16 protein-coding genes and 1 rRNA gene are annotated in these 18,267 nt (G+C 42.7%); 9 read left to right on the top strand and 8 right to left on the bottom strand.

Annotated elements, in window-relative coordinates; translation table 11 throughout:
- The 3 genes from rrf to DFP82_RS10630 form a co-directional block, all read left to right on the top strand.
- A 5S ribosomal RNA gene (rrf, locus tag DFP82_RS10640) occupies positions 1–89 on the top strand; the annotation flags it as partial.
- A gap of 410 nt (positions 90–499) precedes the next feature.
- Positions 500–1,228 (top strand): SDR family oxidoreductase, encoded by a 729-nt coding sequence (locus DFP82_RS10635; RefSeq protein WP_110923708.1) that lies wholly within the window; start codon positions 500–502, stop codon positions 1,226–1,228.
- Positions 1,229–1,284: 56 nt separating this feature from the next.
- Entirely contained in the window at positions 1,285–1,878 is a 594-nt protein-coding gene (locus DFP82_RS10630; RefSeq protein WP_110923707.1) for a 2-hydroxychromene-2-carboxylate isomerase, read from the top strand.
- 167 nt (positions 1,879–2,045) lie between these two features.
- Here the strand turns inward: DFP82_RS10630 and DFP82_RS10625 are convergent, their stop codons facing one another.
- Positions 2,046–3,374: an esterase-like activity of phytase family protein gene (locus DFP82_RS10625; RefSeq protein WP_220034739.1), complete on the bottom strand. Its 1,329-nt coding sequence runs from the start codon at positions 3,372–3,374 to the stop codon at positions 2,046–2,048.
- A 443-nt stretch (positions 3,375–3,817) separates the two neighbouring features.
- Here DFP82_RS10625 and DFP82_RS10620 point away from each other — a divergent pair, with 443 nt between their 5' ends.
- From DFP82_RS10620 to ahr, 5 genes are all read left to right on the top strand, one after another.
- Entirely contained in the window at positions 3,818–4,840 is a 1,023-nt protein-coding gene (locus tag DFP82_RS10620) for a DUF1852 domain-containing protein (RefSeq protein WP_110923705.1), read from the top strand.
- A gap of 50 nt (positions 4,841–4,890) precedes the next feature.
- Complete coding sequence (locus DFP82_RS10615) at positions 4,891–5,919, top strand: methionine synthase (protein ID WP_110923704.1); 1,029 nt, start codon at positions 4,891–4,893, stop codon at positions 5,917–5,919.
- 52 nt (positions 5,920–5,971) lie between these two features.
- Positions 5,972–6,484, top strand: a complete 513-nt coding sequence (locus tag DFP82_RS10610; protein WP_110923703.1) for a flavin reductase — start codon at positions 5,972–5,974, stop codon at positions 6,482–6,484.
- A gap of 69 nt (positions 6,485–6,553) precedes the next feature.
- The gene (locus tag DFP82_RS10605; protein WP_110923702.1) at positions 6,554–7,369 is read left to right on the top strand and encodes a sulfite exporter TauE/SafE family protein; all 816 of its coding nucleotides are present in this window, start codon (positions 6,554–6,556) and stop codon (positions 7,367–7,369) included.
- Positions 7,370–7,680: 311 nt separating this feature from the next.
- Positions 7,681–8,688 carry an NADPH-dependent aldehyde reductase Ahr gene (ahr, locus tag DFP82_RS10600; RefSeq protein WP_110923701.1) on the top strand — a complete coding sequence of 336 codons (1,008 nt, stop codon included), beginning with the start codon at positions 7,681–7,683 and terminating at the stop codon, positions 8,686–8,688.
- A 217-nt stretch (positions 8,689–8,905) separates the two neighbouring features.
- On the opposite strand, the gene glmS is transcribed toward ahr, so the two are convergent.
- From glmS to hisF, 7 genes are all read right to left on the bottom strand, one after another.
- Complete coding sequence (gene glmS, locus DFP82_RS10595; RefSeq protein WP_110923700.1) at positions 8,906–10,750, bottom strand: glutamine--fructose-6-phosphate transaminase (isomerizing); 1,845 nt, start codon at positions 10,748–10,750, stop codon at positions 8,906–8,908.
- A 194-nt stretch (positions 10,751–10,944) separates the two neighbouring features.
- Positions 10,945–12,321, bottom strand: a complete 1,377-nt coding sequence (gene glmU / locus DFP82_RS10590; RefSeq protein WP_110923699.1) for a bifunctional UDP-N-acetylglucosamine diphosphorylase/glucosamine-1-phosphate N-acetyltransferase GlmU — start codon at positions 12,319–12,321, stop codon at positions 10,945–10,947.
- 195 nt (positions 12,322–12,516) lie between these two features.
- Positions 12,517–13,098, bottom strand: a complete 582-nt coding sequence (locus DFP82_RS10585) for a phosphatidylglycerophosphatase A family protein (RefSeq protein WP_110923698.1) — start codon at positions 13,096–13,098, stop codon at positions 12,517–12,519.
- A 3-nt stretch (positions 13,099–13,101) separates the two neighbouring features.
- Positions 13,102–14,133, bottom strand: a complete 1,032-nt coding sequence (gene thiL / locus DFP82_RS10580) for a thiamine-phosphate kinase (RefSeq protein WP_110923697.1) — start codon at positions 14,131–14,133, stop codon at positions 13,102–13,104.
- A gap of 2 nt (positions 14,134–14,135) precedes the next feature.
- Entirely contained in the window at positions 14,136–14,978 is an 843-nt protein-coding gene (nusB, locus tag DFP82_RS10575) for a transcription antitermination factor NusB (protein WP_110923696.1), read from the bottom strand.
- A 240-nt stretch (positions 14,979–15,218) separates the two neighbouring features.
- On the bottom strand, positions 15,219–15,740 hold the full coding sequence (gene ribH, locus DFP82_RS10570) for a 6,7-dimethyl-8-ribityllumazine synthase (RefSeq protein ID WP_110923695.1): 522 nt from the start codon (positions 15,738–15,740) through the stop codon (positions 15,219–15,221).
- Positions 15,741–16,093: 353 nt separating this feature from the next.
- Positions 16,094–16,876 (bottom strand): imidazole glycerol phosphate synthase subunit HisF, encoded by a 783-nt coding sequence (gene hisF, locus DFP82_RS10565; protein ID WP_110923694.1) that lies wholly within the window; start codon positions 16,874–16,876, stop codon positions 16,094–16,096.
- 190 nt (positions 16,877–17,066) lie between these two features.
- Between hisF and DFP82_RS10560 the strand changes: the two genes are divergently transcribed.
- Entirely contained in the window at positions 17,067–18,236 is a 1,170-nt protein-coding gene (locus DFP82_RS10560) for a homoserine kinase (RefSeq protein WP_110923693.1), read from the top strand.
- Positions 18,237–18,267 lie beyond the last annotated feature (31 nt).

The following is an 18,267-nucleotide window of genomic DNA, read 5'->3' as shown; positions in this document are numbered from 1 at the left end:
ACCTGATCCCTTCCCGAACTCAGAAGTGAAACATCGTTGCGCCAATGGTAGTGTGGATTCGTCCATGTGAGAGTAGGTCATCGTCAGCTCTCTATACTTAAAAAGAGTCATCCTTAACCGGGTGGCTCTTTTTTTTATCTTTTATTCCTAGTGACTGGCGCAGCAAATCCTATTGAAAGGATTTACTCTTGCGCTGCCTAGCAAAGCGGTGCTTTGCTTTTAAGCCATTTCTTCAATTCAAACGGCGCTCTTCTCGTTCGTCAGCTCTCTATTCTAGATAAACCCCCTTTGACTTAAGTCAAAGGGGGTTTTCTTTTGCCTATGGTTTGGGGGAAATAGCTCTAGCTAACGTACGAGGCATCGAGCAAAAATGCTTAGCAAGTTCATCCCAACGCATATTTTATCTCCTTTACTATTGAGTAATAGGTTAGCTTGACAGTATGCATAAATAAGGCTACATTTTTGTTAGTTCTAAAAAGAAATCTATAAGGAAATAGATATGTATAGATCACCTGTAGCGGTTGTAATTGGAGCAGGGGATGCAACGGGTAGTGCTGTTGCAAAACGTTTTGCAAAAGAAGGTTTTACTTTATGTGTGACTAGAAGAAGCGTCGATAAACTAAACACGTTAGTCAGTGATATTGAGGCAGCTAGTGGAGTAGCCAAGCCATTTGGTTGTGATGCGCGTGTAGAAAAAGAGATGGTCGAGTTATTCGCTCATATTGAAAAGGATATTGGGCCGATTGAAGTAGTGGTATTTAATATCGGTGCAAATGTGCATTTCTCGATTGTAGAGACCACAGAAAGAGTCTTTCGAAAAGTATGGGAAATGGCAGCACTATCTGGATTTTTGACAGGTAGAGAAGCTGCAAAAGTTATGATTCCACGTGGAAAAGGCACGATTATTTTCACTGGAGCAACAGCTTCTTTGCGAGGCAGTAAAGGTTTTTCGGCTTTTGCTAGCGCTAAATTTGCGTTACGTGCTTTGGCGCAAAGCATGGCACGTGAGTTAGGACCAAAAGGTATACATGTGGCGCACCCTATTATTGATGGTGCTATTGATACGGCATTTATCCGTGACAATTTTCCGGAGCGCTATGCACTTAAAGACCAAGATGGCATCTTGAATCCTGAGCATATCGCTGAGCAGTATTGGCAATTGCATTGCCAACCGAGAGACAGTTGGACGCATGAGCTGGATTTACGCCCGTGGATGGAAACTTTCTAACATTTATCTAACGATAAATCCCCAAGGTTTTAATATATATTGCAAGGAGTGCAAAGATGAGTAAACCAATAGAATTTTTCTTTGATGTGGGCAGTCCAGCCAGTTATTTGGCATGGACACAATTAGAGAGCATAGCACAACGTTACAATGCTAAAATTATTTGGCGACCTATGTTGCTTGGAGCCGTTTTTCAAGCTGTTGGTAACACTTCACCAGCTGCAGTACCTGCGAAAGGTGCTTATATGCTTAAAGACCTTAAGCGCTTCTCAACTATTTATCAGGTACCGTTTGAGTTCAATCCATTTTTTCCGTTGAATACGATGCATCTCATGCGAGGTATTACTGCTTACCTAGGAGAACCTGAGTTTCCAAGTTGTCTAACGGCCATCTTTAATGCTTTATGGGCTGAAAAGCTCAATATGGAATCATCAGAGGTAGTCGCTGAAGCTTTGGTCAAAGCGGGTATTGATGCCACTGATTTTATGACACGTATAAGCGATACTGAGATCAAGGAGCGTTTGAAAGCGACTACTGAGGAAGCTGTATCGCGAGGTGTATTTGGTGCACCGAGTTTCTTCGTAAATGGTGAAATGTTCTTTGGACAAGATCGCTTGAGTTTCGTTGAGGATGCTTTAAAAGACTCAATCTAATGTGTAGCGTCAATGTATGAACTGAAAGTACCTGAATGATGGTTGTTTAAATACATAGAAAACCCCTGCTAATATTGAAAATAGCAGGGGTTTATTTTGGTGTCTTATAGCTGAAGACTTTCTAACTTCTAGTTTAGTTATGATCTACTACAAGCACTAATGACAATTTATTTCGCCTGTAAAAAATCCTTGACCTCTAACAATAATAGTTCGTTATCATCTGCTCGATTTGGGTCTCGGCTAGAGGAAAAAGGCAGGTTGTTATCATTACCTACCACGATGTGGCTTTCATCGATGATGTCTACATTTTCAATAGTAAAAAATGGAAATACAAATTTCTCACCTACTAAAGGTTTTTTAGCCACGGCCTTAGTATCTTTAATGGCCATCAAATCAATATAAGCCACTTTTTCAGCGATCTCACTTTTAGGGTCTAATTTGACCTTATATATACGTTTGAATACGGCTGGTTTGTCAAAGCATTTACTTTTATCTACAGCTGCTTTTTGACAAGCTTTATCACTTACACCTTCTAAATTGTCTCGTTCAATAATCAAACCATAAGTATCATCGATCATATTGAAATCTCCGATCGCATACTCGTTATTATCAAGTATGTATTTCCAGCTCTTATCAGTATAGGTATTACGCTTGGTATCAAACTGTAAGATGCGCAAGAAGTTCTGACCATCGACTGAATCATATTGTTGACGCTTTTGGTTATAAACAGCGCCTTCTAACATAGGGTATAAATAACGTCCATCTGGGGCTGATGCCATACCTTCAAAGCCCTTAGAGCGTTTAATACTGTATAACGGTAGATTGTCATCGGGTTTGCTTGGTAATTGTAAGGCGGGATGGTCTGGAGAATGTACGGTCTCTCCGTCTACTTTTGTGTCATACATGGCTTTAAGTGTGCCTTTACTATCGAATTTTAGTAACCATGGGCCAAACTCTTCACCGACCCAAATATCACCATCAATGATTTGGAAACTTTCAGGATCAAAATCAGATCCTGTCAGATAGCGGCGATTACTGTCTTGATGCGTAATTCGGTGAGGTATCACTTCATTCTGGTCATTGAAAAAAATAGTTTTTATAGGTTCAAAAACCCCTTTATCCCAATCCATTCGATACTGACGCATGAATAACATGGCATCTGGTGAATTGGCTTTACTGCCAAAACCATTATCGGTCAATATCCAATAACTGCCATCAGGCATATATTTAATACCAGAATGCCCTTGTACAGGTTGTCCCGGAAACGGTAGCTTGATACCAGTGGGACGACCTGCCGACTTTCCTTCAATACTGCCAAGTTTTTCAATCAATTTCCCAGTAGTGTATTTACCACTGACCTGCAAATCTTTGGGCGCATCAGTCGGAGCAGAGATAAATGTTTGAGAGGGTAGTAGGGCATGTGAGACCAATTCAGCAGGGTAGGCATCCGCTGCTGTTGCTAACTGACCAATACCAGTCGTTGCGATGATAGCCATACTTATTCTCAAAAAATTAGCCCTTCTTGTGTACATTTTTTTCTCCAATTCTTCAATTTATTATTGTTGATAGTTAATCAAGAAGATTGAATTATGGCTATGAAGTATGTCTGTTTAATGACATCAAGACTCACGCTAAAGAAGCTGTTTAACTTGGTTCAAGATAGTATGAAAGAGATATGGTTGTGCTTATCTATGTATACATGCTCATTCAAATCAAAAATCTATAGATTTCGTTATTTCGTTAGATGAGTGATAACTATTTCTACTATCTAATCGTTTTTTATACAGAAAAGCTATTTAAAAACTACTAAAATGAATTAAATTCATCTTTTATTTAAATTAAGTCGTTTTTATTCATGTTGCGATTCAGGCATAATCTACTCCATACACAAATTTGGTTTTGTCTCAGATAATGAGAATAGATTAAGGCAGTAGATACCATGAGTAAAGAATTTACCTGTTCAATTAAGCGCATTCGTTTTGACGAAAACTATCAGCCTGCAGACAGCACGCGTTTGACGACTAACTTTGCAAATTTGGCACGTGGCGAGCACCGCGAAGAAAATTTACGTAAAACGTTACGCATGATAAATAACCGTTTTAATGCGTTGGCGCATTGGGACAATCTGACAGCAGACCGTTATTCTGTCGAGGTCGATATCATTTCTGTCGATATGGATGTCGAAGGCAATGGTCATACATTCCCAATTATTGAGACGCTGCAAACAACCATAGTTGATCATAAAGATAACAAACGTATTGACGGTATGATTGGTAATAGTTTCTCTTCTTATGTACGTGACTACGATTTTAGCGTGGTATTGCCAGAGCATCGTGATAAGAATCTAGCATCAATAACGCCAGATAATTTTGGTGAGTTGCATGGCAAACTGTTTCAATACTTATTGAACTCAGAAGCTTACAACGCTAATTTTCATAAAAAACCTGTGATTTGCCTCAGTGTTTCAACCAGTAAAGCCTATTATCGTACCGCCAACCAGCATCCTGTTTTAGGCGTTGAGTACAGACAAGATGACTATTCGTTGACTGATGATTATTTTCATAAGATGGGCTTAACCGTTCGCTACTTTATGCCTGAAAATAGTTCGGCACCTTTAGCCTTTTATTTTGCCGGCGACTTGCTAAGTGATTACACTGATCTTGAGCTGATAAGCGCTATCAGTACGATGGAGACGTTCCAAAAAATCTACCGTCCTGAGATTTATAATGCCAACTCGAGCGCAGGTGAAGTGTATCAACCGAGCTTAAAGTACCAAGATTACTCACTGACTCAAATTGTGTATGACCGCGCCGAGCGTAGCCAGATGGCTGTAACACAAGGCAAATTCACTGAAGAACAGTTCATTAAGCCGTACCAAGCCATTCTGGAAGAGTGGGCTGCAAGCTACGATGTGACAAGTGAAGTGGCCAAAAAAAATGTGTCTAAGAAACAAGCTGCCTAACTGATCCTCACTAATTAACATAATAAAAAATAAATAAGAAGATGAATCACATGAAATTATTATTACCGACATCAACTGCTGGCAGCTTACCGAAACCTTCTTGGCTAGCAGAACCAGAGAAAATTTGGTCACCTTGGGCATTAGAAGGCGAGCAACTGATGGAAGCCAAACAAGATGCGCTACGTGTGTCGCTGCAAGAACAAAGACATGCAGGCATTGATATTGTCAGTGATGGCGAACAGACCCGTCAGCACTTTGTGACCACGTTCATTGAGCATCTGGATGGCGTCGATTTTGAAAAGCGTGAGACGGTCAAAATTCGTAATCGCTATGATGCGAGCGTGCCGTCTGTTGTTGGCGCAGTGAGCCGCCAAAAGCCAGTATTTGTAGAAGATGCTAAATTTTTACGTCAGCAAACCAGTCAACCAATCAAGTGGGCGCTACCAGGGCCAATGACGATGATTGATACCCTATATGACAGTCATTATAAAAGTCGCGAAAAACTGGCTTGGGAATTTGCTAAAATTCTGAATCAAGAAGCAAAAGAGCTAGAGGCAGCTGGTGTTGATATTATCCAGTTCGATGAACCCGCATTTAATGTATTCTTTGATGACGTAAACGACTGGGGCATTGCCACGTTAGAGCGTGCTATTGAAGGTCTAAAATGCGAAACAGCAGTACATATTTGCTACGGCTACGGTATCGAAGCCAATAATAATTGGAAAAAGACACTGGGTTCAGAGTGGCGTCAATATGAGAAAGCCTTTCCTCAACTGCAACAATCTAAGATCGATATTGTCTCACTCGAATGTCAAAACTCACATGTGCCAATGGATTTGATTGAATTGATTCGCGGTAAAAAAGTGATGGTTGGTGCCATTGATGTGGCAACTAATACTATTGAGACACCAGAAGAGGTAGCAAATACGCTACGCAAAGCATTACAATTTGTCGATGCTGACAAGCTGTATCCTGCAACCAATTGTGGTATGGCACCTTTGTCTCGCCAAGTTGCAAGAGGCAAGCTTGCAGCATTAAGTGCCGGTGCTCAAATCGTGCGTCAAGAGCTGACTGCCTAGCGTTTATTGGTACACATGAGTGTTTACTGATCTGAAATTTAGGACTTAAGATATGATTGAAGCAACTGACTTTAGAGATGCCATGTCTTTATTGACAACCGCAGTAAGTGTTGTCACCACAGAAGGCCCATCTGGTCTTCATGGGTTTACGGCATCTGCAGTATGTAGCGTCACAGATACGCCGCCGACCCTGCTTGTCTGTATGAATCAGACGTCTCGATCACATGGCTATTTTATTGAAAATAAAATCTTAAGTGTTAATGTATTGGGTGCACAGCATGAACAGATATCCAATGCATTCGCTTCTAAATTGCATTCAGCAGAGCGCTTTGAATATGGCGCTTGGACGCAATTGCAAACAGGCGCCCCTGTATTAGAAGATGCGTTGGTCAGTTTTGACTGTGAGATAGAGCATATTCAAGAGGTTGGTACACACAGTGTGTTTATGTGTCGCGTTGTCGCTATTAAACAATCTGCCCAACGAGGCATACGAGAGGAAAGTTTGGTTTATTTTAATCGTGCTTATCACCAAGTGGGGCAGATGGCTCAAGTAGACATTGCTTAAGTCAGCTATCTCATTATCAAACAAATATAGTAAGCATTTCACCAAATCTAACTAAGAAGTAAATAATCCGTGGAATTAATCATTTTTTTAATCATAGGTGCTCTAGCAGGATTTGCTGCAGGGCTTTTCGGTGTGGGCGGTGGAACCATCATCGTGCCACTATTATTCATTGTTTTTACCCAAATGGGCTATCCTGCTGACACTATTATGCATTTAGCCTTGGGTACTTCGCTTGCGACCATTATTATCACGTCTATCAGCTCGTTAATGGCGCACAATAAAAAAGGCGCAGTTATGTGGCCTGTCTTTAAAAATCTGGCACCAGGCCTAGCGATAGGGTGTTTTTTAGGGGCAGGGATTGCAGGACAGATATCTGGATTATATCTTCAGCTCATTGTTGGTGTATTTTTGCTTTGGGTTGCCTTTAAAATGTTTAAGGGTGGTAAAAAGAAAACAAATCACGATGCTGGCAATGTCCATATAGTATTGCCTTCAAAACCTAAGCAACTGGCGGCAGGCGGGGTTATTGGTATAGCTTCGGCCATCTTTGGTATCGGTGGTGGCAGTTTAACCGTACCTTATCTCACGCGTTATGGTGTGGTCATGCAAAAAGCAGTGGGTACGTCAGCGGCGTGTGGTCTACCTATTGCCATTGCAGGTGCGTTAGGGTTTATGTTTTTTGGAATGAAGCAGCAAGTAGATGTGTCCAATACGATTGGTTTTGTCCACATTTATGCCTTTTTAGGTATCAGTATCATGAGCTTTTTTACCGCAAAGATAGGTGCGAAAGTGGCTCATATACTATCACCACAATTATTAAAAAAGTGTTTTGCAGTATTGTTGACCATAGTAGGATGCTATTTTCTTTATAAAGGACTGGTTTGAGTGTAAAGAATCAAACCATCAGCTCATAAATACAAATGCTAATAACGAATCGAGGGTCGAAGTGATAGTCAACTATTGCTCTGACCCTTATCTTTTATAATGGGTTCTGTTTATAGTCGTGTTGGTGATTCGTCTTGTTTTGCCGATATGTCTCGGTATTATGGTAATCTTAGCTCGTTCAAGTTGAGCGGTCTACTTGTGAGTATTGCTGTTGAAACAGTTGTTTAAACAAGTGCTGAGACAATCTCAATAATGAGTGTTTTTTCACTTGATAAAAACGAGATGATCAACCCTAATAATAAGGAATAACCATGATTAATGCATATGCAGCAAAAGAAAAAGGCGGAGAATTCACCCCTTACCAATACGACCCTGGCACACTAGGCGATCACGAAGTAGAAATTGAAGTACACAGCTGCGGTGTTTGTCACAGTGATCTATCTATGTGGGAGAATGAGTGGGGCATGACCCAATATCCGTTTGTGGGTGGCCATGAGGTGGCAGGTAAAGTATTGGCAAAGGGTCAGCATGTCACACACTTAGAGCTTGGTGATAAAGTCGGTTTGGGCTGGCACAAAGGCTATTGCAACGTTTGTGATTTGTGTATGAGTGGTGACCACAATTTATGTGCTGAGCAAGAAGGCACTATTATTGGTAACCACGGTGGATTTGCAGATAAAGTACGTGCAAAAGACACCAGCGTTATTAAAATTCCAGAAGGCTTGGACTTCAATGCAGTGGGGCCATTGCTTTGTGGCGGTATCACAGTGTTTAACCCATTGGTGCAATACGATATCAAACCAACTTCTAGAGTGGCGGTTATTGGTATTGGTGGCTTAGGTCATTTGGCACTACAATTTGCTAATGCATGGGGCTGTGAAGTAACAGCATTCACCAGCGAATCAAAAATGGAAGAAGCAAAAGAATTGGGTGCGCACCATAGCCTAAATTCAAGAAATGAGAGCGACATTGAAGCAGCAGCAGGCTCTTTTGATTTGGTTATCTCGACTGTGAACGTTGATATGAATTGGAACGCCGTTATCAAAACCTTGAAACCTAAAGGTCGATTGCATTTTGTTGGGCTATTGGCTGCCCCACTAGAGATTTCAGCTGCACCACTGATTATGGCTCAAAATAGCGTGTCAGGTTCGCCAGCTGGGTCACCGTCTACCCTTCGCCAAATGTTAGATTTTGCTGCGCGTCACAATATTCAGCCAGTGACTGAAACGTACAAAATGTCTGAGATAAACGAAGCGTTTGCAAGATTAGAAAGTGGTAATGCTCGCTATAGAGTAGTATTAGAAAGAGACCAAAAATAACTAAAACCAACTAGATTCAATCATGGTAGCGATACTCTGTTTTATAGATAGAATATCGCTATTTTTTTATTCAAATTTATGATGTTATTGAACGAAAAACCCCTGCTATTGAATTAACAACAGCAGGGGTAAACGTCATAATCAATAGGATGATACTTTATTACTCAGGATGATAGCTAATTACTCAATGACAATCATAATTATATCTTGGCAACAATTATTCCACCGTGACGCTCTTTGCTAAATTGCGAGGCTGATCGACGTCAGTACCACGCATAACCGCCACATGGTATGACAGTAGCTGTACGGGCACACTATAGACGATAGGTGCTAGTGTCTCACAAACATCCGGTACATAAACCACATGCAATCTATCTTCTGCGATCATCTGACTAGACTCACTGGCAAACACAAACAACTCACCGTGACGCGCGTGTACCTCTTGCATATTGGCTTTGAGCTTATCGAACATGCTGTCTTTAGGCGCTAGTACAACGATTGGCATGTCTTTATCAACCAATGCCAATGGGCCATGTTTTAGCTCCCCTGCGGCATAGCCCTCTGCATGAATATAAGAAATTTCCTTAAGCTTTAATGCGCCTTCTAATGCAATAGGAAACTGTAAGCCACGGCCTAGGAACAAGCAGCTTCTTTTATCTTCAAAGCTTTCACTCATCGTCTTGATAGGTGTGTCAAGGTTTAAGCTGGCATGTAGTTGGCCCGGCAGCAGTTGTAGCTCGCCAATCAGTGTGCTTACATAATCATTGGTCATACGCTGTTGAATGACACCGACCTTCATGACTAATAACATAAGCGCTGCAAGCTGGGTGGTAAATGCTTTGGTAGATGCCACACCAATCTCAGGACCTGCTAGTGTCGGTAAGAAAATATCTGTCTCGCGTACCAGCGATGAAGTAGGAACATTACATAACGCTAAGCTTACTAGACCTGCTGGGGTATGCTTTTGAATATCACGTAGCGCAGACAAAGTATCAGCCGTTTCACCAGACTGAGAGATGCAAATGACTAGTGAGTTATCAACCACTACGGGATTACGATAACGAAACTCACTGGCTACCTCAACCGAACAGGGAATACGAGTAAGGCTTTCAAACCAATATTTTGCGACCAGACCTGAGTGATAGCTGGTACCACAAGCGAGAACTTGCACATGGCGAATACCTGAAAGCTGCGTTTCATGACGTTGTAAAAAGTCATTACGCAGTTTGGCAGTTTCACTTTTATCGATACCCATCTCAATGGTACGTGCGACTGCATCTGGCTGCTCATAGATTTCTTTGAGCATATAATGCTTGAATTCGCCTTTATCTGCATTGTGTTGGGTTGCATCAATTTCATGTATTTGACGCGTAACTTCAATGCCATCCGCGTAGACTCGAATACTGTTACGAGTCAATTTGGCGATATCACCTTCTTCCAAATACATAAAGCGGTTAGTCACTGGCAGAAGTGCTAACTGATCTGAGGCGATAAAGTTCTCACCGATACCTACTCCAATCACCAGTGGCGAGCCTAAACGTACAGTAATAAGCTCTTCTGGGCAGTCAATATGTATAATACCGAGGGCAAAGGCACCATGTAATAATGGAATAACAGTACGAACGGCTTCTAGTAAGTCAGGTGTTGTTTTATAAATATCATTAATCAGATGTGCAACGACTTCAGTATCTGTTTGCGACGTAAACACATAACCTTTAGCTATTAGTGCTTCTTTAAGCTCAGCATAGTTTTCAACAATGCCATTATGCACCACCGCGATTTTACCTGAGACATGCGGGTGTGCATTGCGCTGTGCTGGCTCGCCATGCGTTGCCCAACGTGTATGAGCGATACCGATATGGCCATCAAAGAACTCTGGATTGACAGCGACTGCATCGACCAGTGCTTGTACTTTGCCCACTTGGCGCTCACGGTGTAACTCACCATCACGAATAACGGTCAAGCCAGCGGAATCATAGCCGCGGTACTCTAAACGCTTAAGACCTTCAAGCAAGATATTGGCGATATTACGTTCAGCAACTGCCCCTACAATTCCACACATGGCTATTCCTTAAGTTTAATTTTTGTTGTTTTGAGAGTTTAACTTTTCTATATAGAAGTACTTTACCAATCAACAAGCTTTTCAGCAGATAAGCTTTTAGCGTGTTAGATATAATTAAGCAGCACCACAAAGATTGCCGCGCTGCTTAATTTGTTTAAGTCTGACTGTTATTGACTCAACTATTGGCGCATCGATTATTTTTTAGTTGGTCGTTGAAAATCGTCTTTCTGTGTTTGTCGCGCGCGGCCAAACGCCAATGCACTAGCATCCACGTTTTTGGTAATCACAGAGCCTGCTGCGACCGTTGCTGTGTCACCAATCGTTACTGGCGCGACTAAGCTAGCGTTAGAGCCAATAAAGGCATTGTCTTCAATAATGGTTTGTGATTTATTAGCACCATCATAGTTACAGGTAATGACACCAGCTCCGATATTGACGCCCATACCGACGGTGGCATCACCGACGTAACTTAAGTGGTTTATTTTGCTGCCTTGACCAATGGTCGATTTTTTAATTTCTACAAAATTACCGACTTTACTGTTATCGGACAATACCGTGTCAGGACGCAAATGAGCAAACGGACCAACATCGACACCCGCACCAATCTCAGCGCGATCGATGACGCAGTAAGGCTTTATATGACAAGCATTACCGAGTTGGGAGTTTTTAATAACACAGCCTGCTTCAATATAGACGTTGTCACCTAGCGTACAATTGCCCTCGAATACGACACCGACATCGATAAACACGTCTTGGCCTGCTGTCAATGTACCGCGAATATCGACACGGGTAGGATCAGCAAACTGTACACCTGCTTCTTGTAAGTCAGCGACCAGTTTACTTTGCCATGTACGTTCTAAGCTGGCAAGCTGTTGACGGTTATTGACACCCTCAATTTCAAAGGTATGCTCAGGTTCAATCGCCGCAATCGTGATACCATCAGCGACTGCCATTTTGACAATATCGGTAAGATAGTATTCTTGTTGCGCGTTGTCGTTAGACAGTTCAGGTAAGTATTTATGTAGTAGCGCATTATCGACACAATAAATGCCGCTATTAATCTCTTGAATCTGCTGATCGTCGACACTGGCATCTTTTTGTTCAACGATGGCAGTGATATTGCCTACATGGTCACGTTTGATACGACCTAATCCAAATGGATTATCCACCGTCAACGTCAGCATAGACATGCCATTAGTATTGGCTGTCTTCAGTGCTGATAGAGTTTGATGGCTCACCAAAGGCACATCACCGTAGAGAATGAGACTTTGTCCTTCTTTCGGTAAATCAGACAGCGTCACTTTGACCGCATGGCCTGTACCTAGCTGTTCAGTCTGAGCAACCCAAGTAATTGACGATTGCGTATACTGATCGATAATTTCCGATTTGACTTGGTCGCCGCCAAAACCATGAACGATAATGGTCTCGTTGACAGTTAGCTTATGACACGTATCTAGGACGTGACTCAGCAAAGATTTGCCTGCCAAGGTCTGAAGGACTTTTGGCTTAGCTGATTGCATACGCGTGCCTTTACCAGCAGCGAGAATAATTACTGAGAGAGGAGATGTCATAGTAGCCCTACAAATGTAACAAAGTATAATATTGAATTATAGCGCAAATGTTCATTTAGAAAAATGCTGTGATGTGCATGCTTTGTAATGCAATCTGATAACGATAAATAAATCCTCTATGCAAGAGGATAGCATTCAAATTGCTGCATAAGAGGTTATGTTGTGATCACTCACTATCATAGCGGCTATGGTTACTTATAACAGCACACCAAACATAACCACTACCCATAACACTGCTGCCATAATACCTGCGATGATGTCATCGAGCATAATACCCAACCCACCTGCGACTTTTTTATCTGCCCAGCCAATTGGCGGCGGCTTAATAATGTCAAAAAAGCGAAATAATATAAAAGCGATAACAATAGCGAAAATAGAAAGATCTTGAGACACATCTTGCCAAAAGTTTGTGGTCGCAACACCCATATAAGAGAAAGGCAGTAGGGTAATCCAAATACCAGACCACTCATCCCAGACGATATGCGGATCATCATGGCCCTGCATTAGCTCAGAAGTACGTCCGCAAATCCAAATACCGAAAATACAAGATAGAATTGTCAGAATTAGAAAAGGTATGAAGCCCAAGCTCATCAGCGGTATGGCGATGATTAACCCACCAACGGTACCCCAAGTACCGGGGGCACGGCGCGGCAGACCACTGCCCAAACCAATGCCTAACCAATAGACCATACGATCGAGCGCACTGGCGTTTTTAGGCAGTGGTGGGCAGTCATTGGCTTTGCTGATATCAGGCTTGGATAAATCGTGATCAGTCATGAGCTAACCTGTAAAATGTTGGTAACCAGTAAGGTTGGGCCATGTGGCAAATGGCGCGTGCTGAGTGGGTGTGATTAGCTGATTTTGATAATATAGTTCAGGGTGTAATGCTATAGACCTGTTTGCATCTGTCACTAGATCATCTGACAGTGCGATTACTTCACCGATACAGGTAACTGGTGTATTACCAATAGGTGGTTCAATATGTGCAGGTAAAGTAAAAGCTAACTCGTAATCATCACCACCCGCCAGTTGGCACAACAAGCGTTCAGATAAATCAATAGTTGCCAATGGTTCGCTAGTAGGTAGCTGCTCCACATCAATACGCATGCCTACAGCGCTTTGCTGACAGATATGCCCGATATCTTGATAAAGGCCATCAGAGATGTCTATCATCGCCGTTGCGCCAATCTTTGCCAGTGCTGCCCCTAAGGCGATACGGGGCGTTGGCATATGTAACCTGTGAGCCAACTCTTTACCTTGGGTACTGTCAGGATGTTGCAGGGCATAACTGGCATCGCCAAGCGTCCCTGATACATAAATCTTATCACCAACTTGTGCACCTGAACGATATACAGCTGGGGTGTCTGCGGCAAGCAATCCTTGCGCGCTGACACTCAGTACTAAATTATCACTGCGTGTGGTATCACCGCCAATAAGGGAAACACCAAATAGCTGGCAGGCATGAAATAAACCTTTGGCAAATTCAGTGAGCCATTTTTCGTTAGCAAGTTGTTTAGGTAACGCTAGTGCCAATAAAATACTATGCGGGGTCGCACCCATCGCTGCGATGTCTGAGACGTTGACAGCGACGGTTTTATAACCAATCGCAAATGCCAGCTCGTTGACTTGCTGCCAATCAGCACTAAAATGTCGACCTTGAACCAATGTATCAATACAGCTGACTAATCGTGACCCTGCTGGCAAGGCCATGACAGCTGCATCATCACCGATACCTTTTTCGATACCAGCTAATGGTGCATTTGCCGCTTGCATTTGCGAAAATATACGCTCAATCAGCTCAAATTCATTCATGGCTAGTCTTGTTTTTTAGCATCGTCAGCGTCTTTTTTGCTCGCTTTAAACTCGCTAATATTTGCACTGGCTTTACTAGCGCTATTGCGTTTGACACTAGTGTTATTTGCGCTAATACGAGGTTTGTTTGATGCAGTTGGGCTGTCATCAATAGCGCTTTCGTTTGTGGCTTCTGTGCTATCAACTGGTTTCACTTGAGCTTGTTTAGCCGCTGATTTTTGTGACGTACGCAGGTTGGCTTTAGTGTCTGATTCTACTTCAGTAGCGCGTAGCTCAACGGCCATTCTATCTAATACCGCATTGATCAATTTGTGTGCGTCAGTGGCACCGAAATGATTGTTAAGCTTCATCGCTTCATCAAGTACTACCTTATAAGGAATCTCTAAGCGATTCTGCAGCTCATAAGTACCAATAAGCAGAATAGCGTGTTCAACAGTGTCCAACTTATCAATGTCGCGATCAAGATGCTGAAGAATTAGAGCATCCAACGCTTCAATTTGCTCTGGGATATCACGCATCATTTCGTGATAGTAGCCGATATGTACGGTGTGCATGGCATTGGTCGCGCGCGTACGGGCAGCGATATCATGCGGCGCATTGGCTTTCCAACCGAGCTTGCCGTCTACATCAAAACGGCGATCAGTGACGAGCCACTCGTATAGACCTTGCATCGCAAAGCGGCGCGCCTTACGAATGGCAGTGTGACTGGTCTTATAAGAAGACTCACTCATATCGAAGGTTTGATCACCCGCACTGCTGCTCGCTATACGAGTAGCTTCCGCTTGTTTATCATTGATTTGTGCGGTTTTCGCAGCATTAATAGCGTGCTTGAGTTGGTCAGTCATAAGGGGTCAATACCTGAATTTTGAAATAGAATGTTAAATAGTGGTCGGCTGGCACGTTTTGCCAGTCAGTCTTGGATATCGAAGTGGATGAGGGTTATCGTAATAACCATAACCTTCATCAACGTCACAAACAATATTACTTATAGATGCTGCTTAAATAGCACTGCTTACCTGTGCTAATAAAACCGTTAGACAGTCAAATAGAGACTGTCTAATGGTCAATACTAACGATCAATAAAACTAAGCGTCAGCACTTTCGTCATCAATATCTAACTGTGATAAGACAGCAAGCATTTCTATGACAACCATTGCCGCTTCTGAGCCCTTGTTACCAGCTTTCGTGCCAGCACGCTCAATTGCTTGTTCAATGCTATCAGTGGTCAATACGCCATTTGCAACAGGGATATTATAATCCATCGCTACAGCACTCAAGCCTTTTGCAGATTCGCTAGCAACGAAGTCAAAATGCGGCGTGCTGCCACGAATAATAGCGCCTAAAGCAACGATGGCATCAAAGCGATCAGACTCAGCGGCACGTTGGGCAACCAATGGCAATTCAAAAGCACCAGGAACGCGAATAACGGTGATATTGCTACCCAATACACCATGACGTAGTAGTGCATCAATTGCACCATCTACCAATGATTCAACCACAAAACCATTAAAACGACCGACTACGATACCAATACGAACGTCTTTGTTTTGATGTAAATTACCGTCGATATGAGTCACGTCATTGCGTTGCTGTTGTAGATTTGACATAAAAAATCCTTTGCTTATTTGGCTTTTAATAAAGATGTGGGCGTAAGTGAACAGCTAAATAGAGTGATGCATTCAAATAACAGGTTTGATTATCTGGTTTTCTAACAAATCGGCAGTTAAATGAACGAAAATAAGTGGTTAGCGCTATGATAACATTTTTTTCTAATTTATTTGTATTTTACCAGTGTGTTATATGGGGCGTATTAGACATTTATAAATGGGCACTGCCATGGTCGAATATCAAACACGTCTTAGTTGGCTCAATCACATTTAAATACAGGGTAGGCGAGTGAAAACACTAAAAATAGTAGGTTCAGCACGCCTAACGCCCTATCTAATTTATATATGATTGACTATAGACGCATTTGTATCCCTTGCGCTGCCATATATGCTTTGGCTTCTTGTACCGTGTATTCACCAAAATGGAAGATACTGGCTGCGAGCACTGCATCGACGCCACCTTCTAATACGCCTTCGGCCAAATGTTGTAAGTTGCCGACGCCGCCTGAGGCAATGACTGGTACATTTACTTGGCTAGTGATTTGTTGCATTAGAGCTAAGTCATAGCCTTTTTTAGTACCGTCGCCGTCCATCGAGGTGACTAATAATTCACCTGCACCCAGATCAGCCATCTTTTTCGCCCAAGCAACCGCATCAATGCCAGTTGGCTTACGACCACCGTGAGTGAATATCTCCCAACGTGGGACGACAATACCATTAACATTGATATCCGCGACACGCTTGGCATCGATGGCAACGACGATACATTGATTGCCGAATTTCTGTGAGGCTTCACCAACGAACTCTGGGGTAAAAACTGCTGCTGAATTAATCGCTACTTTATCCGCGCCAGCATTGAGCAAATTGCGGATATCAGCGATTTTACGCACGCCACCGCCAACGGTGAGCGGGACGAATACAGTCTCGGCCATGCGCTCAACGGTATGATAAGTGGTATCGCGCTCATCATTGGTCGCCGTAATGTCTAAAAAAGTAATCTCATCAGCGCCTTGTTCGTTGTAGCGTTTGGCCACTTCGACAGGGTCACCTGCGTCTTTGATATCGACAAATTGTACGCCTTTGACCACACGGCCATTATCAACGTCCAAACAAGGAATGATACGCTTTGCTAACATAGGGTCTTTCACCTTATAATCAATTCATTCTATAGGCGCTAGTCTAGCAAAAACACCGCTGTCTCAGGCAGGTTTTCGTAAGATTATTATGCATTTCGCCATAGTTTACCCATGCGCGGTACAATTGCTGTGATTACCGCCTCAATCTATTCTATTTAACTTCTTATTCAATTGCTAAAAGTGAGATGTCATGTCCGTCTATACCCAGTTAACCAATGACCAGTTTGCCACCTTTTGCCAGAGCTTTGGCGTGTCTTTCGTGCGTGCTATTCCGATTACCCAAGGGATAAAAAACTCAAACTGGTTTATTCAAACGACTGACGATGTAGATGGCGCATACTCTTATGTATTAACTTTATTCGAAGAGCGTCCACCTGCTGATATCGAAAAAATGGCGGTTATTCTCAATCAGTTAGACGGTAAGCTACCGGTTGCCGCACCGCTATCAGTTATTGAATCCAATAGTGTTCAAACGGATGACGATGATAAACGCTATGTCATTCATTACGAAGACAAAGCTATTACGCTAGTGCCATGCCTAGCAGGGTCGCATCCAGAGCAAACCACGCAAGCGATGTGCCATGATATCGGTGCTGCTCTAGCGATGTTGCATGAGACGCTGCAAGCATTACAGCCTGCTGAGCAGTATGGCGTACCTTTATACCCGTGGGCAGATGTACGCGATCGTGAAATGCAGTTTATGCCAGGTGATGAAGCCAAATTGATGAGTGATATTTGGCGCTCTTACACAGAGTTGCCACTGACAACGTTGCCAAATGGTTTGTGTCATTTAGATATGTTTGCGGACAACACCCTATGGAATCTGCAAAAAGGGGAAGAGCATCTCACTGGTTTATTAGACTTTACCGAGGTCAGTGTTGAGCATTATGTGATGGATATTGCCATTACCATCAATGACTTTTGCACGACGTGGGGCATGGCTGAGCAAGGCGAGTCAGTGAACTTTGACCGCAGTAAGATGGCGGCATTCTTACAAGGGTATGAGTCTAAACGCGCACTTGGCCTTGATGAAAAGCGTGCGTTGCCTGTTATGCTAGCCAAAGCGGCGGTGATTTTTTGGTTATTGCGTCTAAACGTGATTCATTACAACCGTACCGAAGGTCGTACGGGTGATAACATCATGGTCAAAAACCCTGACTTGATGAAACGTCTGGCCGCTTATCACTGGGCGCATGTTGAAAAATCGCAAAACACCGTATTTGTGCTTTCTGGAACTACATCAGACAATCAAATAATCGGTGTGTTTAGCAGCATCACGCAAGCTGAGCAAGCCCGTGAAAAATTGAGCAATAGTAGTGAGTTCGCAATCAAAGAATATACGCTAGATCAATTGTCGTAAGCATTGCTTATTCACTTATTCTGGTACCAAA

It is taken from the genome of Psychrobacter fozii, assembly GCF_003217155.1.
In the GTDB taxonomy this organism is placed as follows: Bacteria; Pseudomonadota; Gammaproteobacteria; order Pseudomonadales; family Moraxellaceae; genus Psychrobacter; species Psychrobacter fozii.
The sequence above is the reverse complement of the archived record's forward strand: the minus strand, read 5'-3'. Positions and strand labels throughout refer to the sequence as shown.

What these genes read in the sequence shown, in the direction of transcription:
- DFP82_RS10585 (WP_110923698.1), bottom strand. Translation starts at nt 13,098, where the DNA reads ATGACTGATCACGATTTATCCAAGCCTGATATCAGCAAAGCCAATGAC.
- glmU (WP_110923699.1), bottom strand. Translation starts at nt 12,321, where the DNA reads ATGACATCTCCTCTCTCAGTAATTATTCTCGCTGCTGGTAAAGGCACG.
- ahr (WP_110923701.1), top strand. Translation starts at nt 7,681, where the DNA reads ATGATTAATGCATATGCAGCAAAAGAAAAAGGCGGAGAATTCACCCCT.
- hisF (WP_110923694.1), bottom strand. Translation starts at nt 16,876, where the DNA reads ATGTTAGCAAAGCGTATCATTCCTTGTTTGGACGTTGATAATGGCCGT.
- DFP82_RS10615 (WP_110923704.1), top strand. Translation starts at nt 4,891, where the DNA reads ATGAAATTATTATTACCGACATCAACTGCTGGCAGCTTACCGAAACCT.
- thiL (WP_110923697.1), bottom strand. Translation starts at nt 14,133, where the DNA reads ATGAATGAATTTGAGCTGATTGAGCGTATATTTTCGCAAATGCAAGCG.
- DFP82_RS10625 (WP_220034739.1), bottom strand. Translation starts at nt 3,374, where the DNA reads ATGGCTATCATCGCAACGACTGGTATTGGTCAGTTAGCAACAGCAGCG.
- nusB (WP_110923696.1), bottom strand. Translation starts at nt 14,978, where the DNA reads ATGACTGACCAACTCAAGCACGCTATTAATGCTGCGAAAACCGCACAA.
- glmS (WP_110923700.1), bottom strand. Translation starts at nt 10,750, where the DNA reads ATGTGTGGAATTGTAGGGGCAGTTGCTGAACGTAATATCGCCAATATC.
- DFP82_RS10560 (WP_110923693.1), top strand. Translation starts at nt 17,067, where the DNA reads ATGTCCGTCTATACCCAGTTAACCAATGACCAGTTTGCCACCTTTTGC.
- DFP82_RS10610 (WP_110923703.1), top strand. Translation starts at nt 5,972, where the DNA reads ATGATTGAAGCAACTGACTTTAGAGATGCCATGTCTTTATTGACAACC.
- ribH (WP_110923695.1), bottom strand. Translation starts at nt 15,740, where the DNA reads ATGTCAAATCTACAACAGCAACGCAATGACGTGACTCATATCGACGGT.
- DFP82_RS10630 (WP_110923707.1), top strand. Translation starts at nt 1,285, where the DNA reads ATGAGTAAACCAATAGAATTTTTCTTTGATGTGGGCAGTCCAGCCAGT.
- DFP82_RS10620 (WP_110923705.1), top strand. Translation starts at nt 3,818, where the DNA reads ATGAGTAAAGAATTTACCTGTTCAATTAAGCGCATTCGTTTTGACGAA.
- DFP82_RS10635 (WP_110923708.1), top strand. Translation starts at nt 500, where the DNA reads ATGTATAGATCACCTGTAGCGGTTGTAATTGGAGCAGGGGATGCAACG.